This is a genomic window from Allocoleopsis sp. (assembly GCF_036703385.1).
Classification (GTDB): Bacteria; Cyanobacteriota; Cyanobacteriia; order Cyanobacteriales; family Coleofasciculaceae; genus Allocoleopsis.
Window position 1 is genome coordinate 1 of sequence record NZ_DATNPA010000749.1, and the last position, 6,058, is coordinate 6,058.

Annotated in this window: 1 protein-coding gene and 1 pseudogene; both read right to left on the reverse strand. The window is 47.1% G+C overall.

Annotation, left to right across the window (positions count from 1 at the left end; genetic code table 11):
* Window positions 1-5,120 (reverse strand): annotated as a pseudogene (locus V6C93_RS35280) (hypothetical protein); the annotation flags it as partial.
* 46 nt (window positions 5,121-5,166) lie between these two features.
* Window positions 5,167-6,058: putative baseplate assembly protein (locus V6C93_RS35285; RefSeq protein WP_333481365.1), on the reverse strand; the 892-nt coding region annotated here is incomplete at its 5' end.

Sequence of the window (6,058 nt, forward strand, 5' to 3'; positions counted from 1 at the left end):
TCTAAGGCACTGGCTTGACTGAGTTGGACATAGCGCGGATCGCCGTAATACGTTGAAGTAAAGTTAGGTTGTAAACGCTCCACAATCAGCAATTTTTCCGCAATGTTCGGCAGCCCTTGATTAATTGATATCCAACTGTCACCTCCATGAGTAGACTGCAAAATATCTCCCGAAGCTGTCCCTGCAAAGACATCTGTATTGTTTCCGTTGGCAGTCAGAGTGGTAATATCAATCCCTTGTGAATTTGACTTGATTTTCTGCCATTTTTTCTCCTCACCAGATAAGCGCCAAATTTGTCCATTAGCCGTTCCTACGAAGATAACTGGATAGAGATTCGCTGGGATTTGAACCGGAACAAGTGCCGTAATCACAAAGCTTGTTAATCCCTCATTTATTTCTGTCCAACCCTTTCCATCTAGATTGGAACAAAAAACACCGTTCCCCGCTGTTCCAGCCCATAATTGTCCTTTGGCATCAATCGCTAAAGCCGTGATATACAGGTTAGTCAAGCCTGTGTTGAACGGTATCCAATGATAAGATCTTGTCTTGTTTTGAGACTCGTGGCTGGTAAACTGGAAGACCCCTCCACCGCTTGTGCCAGCAAATAATTGCCCAGCGGAATCAACAGTAAGAGCGGTAATATTTAAATTCGTTAAATCTGTATTGATTTTTTCCCAATTTTCCCCTCTGTCATTTGCCCATAGGATGCCGTTGCCTAACGTTGCTGCTAATAATTGATGAATCCTGAAAGACTGTTCCTTGACGTTGCTGCTGAACGCCGTATTGACTTCCAAGATTGTATCAATTTTGATTTTGAATGGGGTTCCTGCTGGCAAATTTTCTGGAAACGGCGCATTAATTTCCAGCCTATCCCATTCTGAGTTGTTGGAGTAGATTTTTACAATAATCCTAGTTTGATTGAGGGCAGTGATTTTGTCACCTAATTGTAGAGTTTCTTTAAAATTAGTGTCTTGACCCCTAACCGTAATCCCCTGGCTGGAAATTGTACCTATTCCAACTTGTCCCAGGGCAGTTACAAGTCGGGTTTCTTCACCGATGCTAATCGTGTCTCCCTCTCGCACTTCGGACGAGAAGAAAGTTCTGTTTCCGATCAGCTTCCTGCTATCGGTGGAAATAGTTCCTGTGCCCTGCCTTGCCCAAGCGACTAGCTGATTAATTGCTGTATTAACTCTTGTTTCGATGTTTGTCCAAGTTTCTCCATTATTCTTTGAACAATAAATACTCCCGTCTACGGTACCCACCCAAAGGGTATTAATTTGAAAAAATGAATCCTCTAGTTTTTGTAAAATCATCCCCAATAGTAACCAGATTCCAAGGGTTTCAGTCCCCTTTAAAATAGCTAACGTGCAAAATTGGGATGCTCCGTCTACTTTTAGCTCACTATTATTCAGAATCTCGCTAATTCTTAAACTTTGATCGGTGGCTATCAGAATATCTCCGGGTTGGAGTTGTTGTGTGAAAGCTGTGCTAACCTCAGCCGTTTCCTGATTTGCGATCGCAGTTCCAGTTACTGTATTACCACTGCTGGAAATCGTGCCAATTCCAGGTTGAACCGAAGCCAGGAGTGCTGTAACGTAGCGATTGGATAAGTTCCGAGTGACATCTTCCCACGGACGCTCGTTATTTTGAGCATTGAACCGAAACACGCCATCCCCCGCCGTTCCCAAGAAAACAAGAGAGTTGTTAGGGGTTGGGAGAATTTGAATCGCTGTAACAGCAGTAGGCACCCGTTCCATTGCTGCCTTCAACACCATATCGGGTTGGCATTGATAGCGGCGGGGGGTGTGGGATGCGTCGGGGACATGAGAAAAGCGAATGCAACCCTTTTGATGCCGCAGTACAATCACTTTTTCGGTGAAGATGCTGTTGCTAGCTTCTAAGTTACGAACGGTTGTCAAGCCCAAAATTGTGCTGGTGTTGATTTCCACCTCGCTGCCAGGGGCGGATATGGCTTCCGGTTGTTGCTGTTCCTCTTCGGTTAATCCTTTATCGATGATGCTGTCGGTAATGGTTAGTGTGGGGATGGTATCGGTGAGGACAAGGGGGCCACAAATGCTTCGGTAAAGCGCAATCTCTAAACGGGCGTTATCCCATTGGGTTGTGGGGGGTGCTGTTTCCGTTTCAGGTTCTAACTCGTGGGGACACCGCCAACGCTGGAGGGTTTGCCAAATTTGTGAAACTCGATTCTGTAGCTGCTGGAAGGCAGGTTGTAGGAGATGAGTTGGGTTAAATTCTGGGGAGGTATTGCTTAACCCCACATCCCGGCAAATCGACTGCCACACCCAATTTAAGCAATACATGACCAGGGCGATCGCATTAAACCCTTCCTCGCAGTTAAGATCGAGAGGAACGAACCATCCGGGTTCTACATAGAGTCCACCCTGTTGGGGGACAAGCGTACAATGCTTGATGTTCAACAGCTTGAGATTACCGGCTAAAACGGTAAGTCTACCTTCCACCAGCAGTCCATCCAGAATGAGTTCGCCCGGATCTGGATTTTCTGCGATCGCAGTTCCCCGTACTGAGACGTTACCCTGTAAGTGGGGACGACAGCCATCAGCCGCCAGAATCTCCAGCCGTCTCTCGGCAGGCACAACAATAGATAAGTCCCCTTCGTAGGTGCCATTATCTGCAATTAAGATAGTTCCCGTTTCTGCTTCATCGGGTTCTTGAGAAACGATGCCGAGGTTTTGCCATCCTCGTCCCTTCAGACTCACAGGAGTCAGGGGTAATCCTTGTTGGGTTTGGTGAGAGATGAACAGAATGAGTGTTTGACCGGAATAAGCACTCAGATCAAATTGCATTTCTCGCTCTAAACTAATCGTCTGTCCCTGTTCATCACTTACTGTCCCTGGAGAGATAGCAATGATGGCTCGTTCGGGATTAACTGAGGTAACGTTTAGACCATTGATTTTAATCTCATCCGGAGTTGCATTCGTACTTAGCAAATTTTCTTCTTTGTCTCCCTTATCTACTCCTATGAGCTGCAACTGAGTATTAGGAGGAAGAGGATTCCGAATGCTGGTTACATCAATATTGTTCTCATCAATTGTGACTTTGGGAATTTCTAGCGTTGCTAAATGAAGACAATTTGGCTCAGAATTCGCTTGAGAATCTTCCGGATTCAATAGCTCAATTTGCCATTGTTTTCTCCATCCTGTTGTTTTCCTTAAAACTAGGCGTTTGTTTGTACCTTGATAAGGGCTTAAATCAACCGAGAAGTTGTTAGAAATAATTAGCGATCGCCCTCGATCATCGACAACCGTTCCTGCTGTAATCATAGCTTCTAACTTCCTCGGTTGTAGCTTCACCTCCAATCCCTGCACAATTCCCGGCTTAAACTGAAAAGATCGGCAAACACTCTCGTCAAACTGTGGGTTCGGTCTTTGCGGATTCAGTGTTAGATGGATGAGGGGGATAAACGTTCCGGGGGGATATTCGTCGAAGGCGGTTTCTGAAACAAACTCAATCGGTGCTTCATCCGATTTAGTTGCTTGTCCCTCAGAAGGGGGACGATAAAAAATGACAAGCCATCCTTTAGCATCCTGGGTGAGGTTAAATTTTTGGAGAGGAACTACATAGTCTTTTTCAAGCAGAATCAGTCTCCCTTGGCGATCGACGGCTCGGCCGGCAGTAACAATCACACTTGAGCTTCCCGGACGAACAATTACTCTCAACCCTTTGCCAATAATTCCAGGGCTAAAATCAGGACGAAATTTTTTCCGCTCAAGCTGTATAACCTGGACGTTTGGAATCTGAATACGAGCTAAAGGAATATGGGTAGAGTTTTTTAATCCTTGCCATGCTTCAACCGTTTGATTCCAGGTTTGAATGGCAGTTGCGAGGGGGTTTGAGTCGGCTGAGGTGGCTTGTTTTACCTCCCAAATTAGGGGTGAGATGGCGTTTTCCGTGCCATTGTTTTGAGTTGAAAGTGTGATGCGCTCGCTGCTGCTAGGTTCGTTCCGGATGTAGGAACCACCCCCTAAATCATCGCTAAATCCATAGGAGTAACTGACTTCTACTCGTGTTGGCCAGGGTTGATGGAGAAAGGCAATCCGTCCTAATTCTGGGTCTACTGCGACAACTTGTGTCGGGAGGGAGGTATCATCAGGACTGCGATCGGATTCATCTGGAGGGACGCGCCAGATTACTTGACCGGATTCATCTTTTTCATCTTCTTCTCCCAAACTACAGATGAGGATTTCTTCAGGAGGAATGGGGTTGGGTTGGCCGTTGATAAAGAGTTGTAAGACGGGTTCGCGATCAAAATAGTGAAGCCCTTCTATCGGTTTTCCTTGCAAGCGCAACTGTCGCCGTTGTTTCAGTTCGTTTGCCAGCACTTCACGGCGCAGGATAGCCGGTACATTAATTTCTTGCGCCAGGGTAATGATATCCGTCTCCGTCTGAGGCCGGTTAAACAACGACGCATCCTTACCCAAGGGGTTAAAGGTGTAATATTGTCCGGTAATTTTAGATCCAGGCCCGATAACCGCCCGTGCTGTACTGCGTTCAATGGGATAGCTGTTCAAGCGCCAGACAAATAAGCCAATATTGACAACGCTATACCGTCCCCCTCGACGGATGGGACGGATTTCTGCGGTATATGCTGCTTGTTGTTCAAAGGGTGTGCCGGTTTGTTGTAAGGAGTTGTCGGTTCGCAGATTAAAGGTGGTACTGTTGGAGCGAATATGGTTGAGGTTTTGGGTGGTGCTTACTAATCGGGCGAATTCTACCGCTCGTGCTCGCCATCCGGTTACATCTTGCGTCAACTGTTCCAATACAGCAGTCGTTCCCTTGCGTCGTCGATAGGCAAGGGTATTCGCCACATACGCCCGTCGCTCTTGCTGTCCGTAAACGCGGGAATTATCGGCATACAGCTTTTCTACATCGAGTAAATCACCAATGTAGGGAACCGCCCATTCAGCACAAGTTTCAATAAACCAATTATCGTAAAGGTCGGTGATATCCCCTTCAATCGTCAGCACTTCTTGCTCAATCAGGGCTAGCAGTGCCCGCAGAGGTTCGCCTTCCACCGCATCCCGTATCTGATAGATGGCAGGAAGGAGTTTGTATAAGCGATCGCGAGGAGGTAGAGTCATGGGGAGATGGGAGATTGTTACTACGGTCTTTGAGACGGGTTTGATGTCATAGTGTGGGAACGATCGCCAGTTGGATTCCAGCAGGATTGAGCAATAACAATTGGGCGGGATACACTTGATTCGTTTGGGGGTCGGAGCGAGCCTGAAAAGCAGGCAGGAACTGGTCTAGCGCCTTACTGCGTCCGGAGGGATAAAGGGCATCTAAATCGACGGCAATCACGCCCTCAACGTTTTGCATCGTTGCAATTACTTCTGCTGCTGTAACGTTCTGTCCGAACTGCCGTTGAGGGAAGGCAAAGGTGGTTTTGAGGGCGGTAAGTACCTTGTTTTCCACCTCTTCGAGTTGATAGCGGGGGTTAATGAGTAATCGGGCTTCTAGGTTGAATAGGATGCGATCATAGGAATCAACCTGCACTTGTTGCAGTGGATCTCTGGCTTGGTTGATTGCTGCTATTAAGTTGGTATACAGGGAAGATTCTGGGAGAACACTCTCTCCACTTACGGCTGCGATCGTAATATGGACTAACTGATTTTCTTCATGCCAGAGAGCAACGGCTTGTGCTTTCCCAATTCCCGCAAAGCCTCGCGCAAAGTCCTCAAAGTCGCGCAGAGATACAATTCGATCCAACGTCCGCACGGTAGGAGGTGCTTTTTCCCGTGCTTCTTCTAAAGATTCGGGTGGGGCTGCCCCGGTTGCAGGGATGGGATTGTTTACCTCTACAATCCCTTGAGGACGAGTTTTCAGCAAGCTGAGACGAGTTGCAGCAATATTGCCATCGAGTCCAATCCCACTCCGATAAGTGGCTGTCACATTTTCGTTACCACTGGGCAGACGCGCACCTTTAATGCCATCGCCAAAGGTAACGGTTGTTTTGCCATCATCTTCAATGCGAATAATATAGTTTTGGTCTTGCGGGGTAAGGGGATACAGGGAAGGA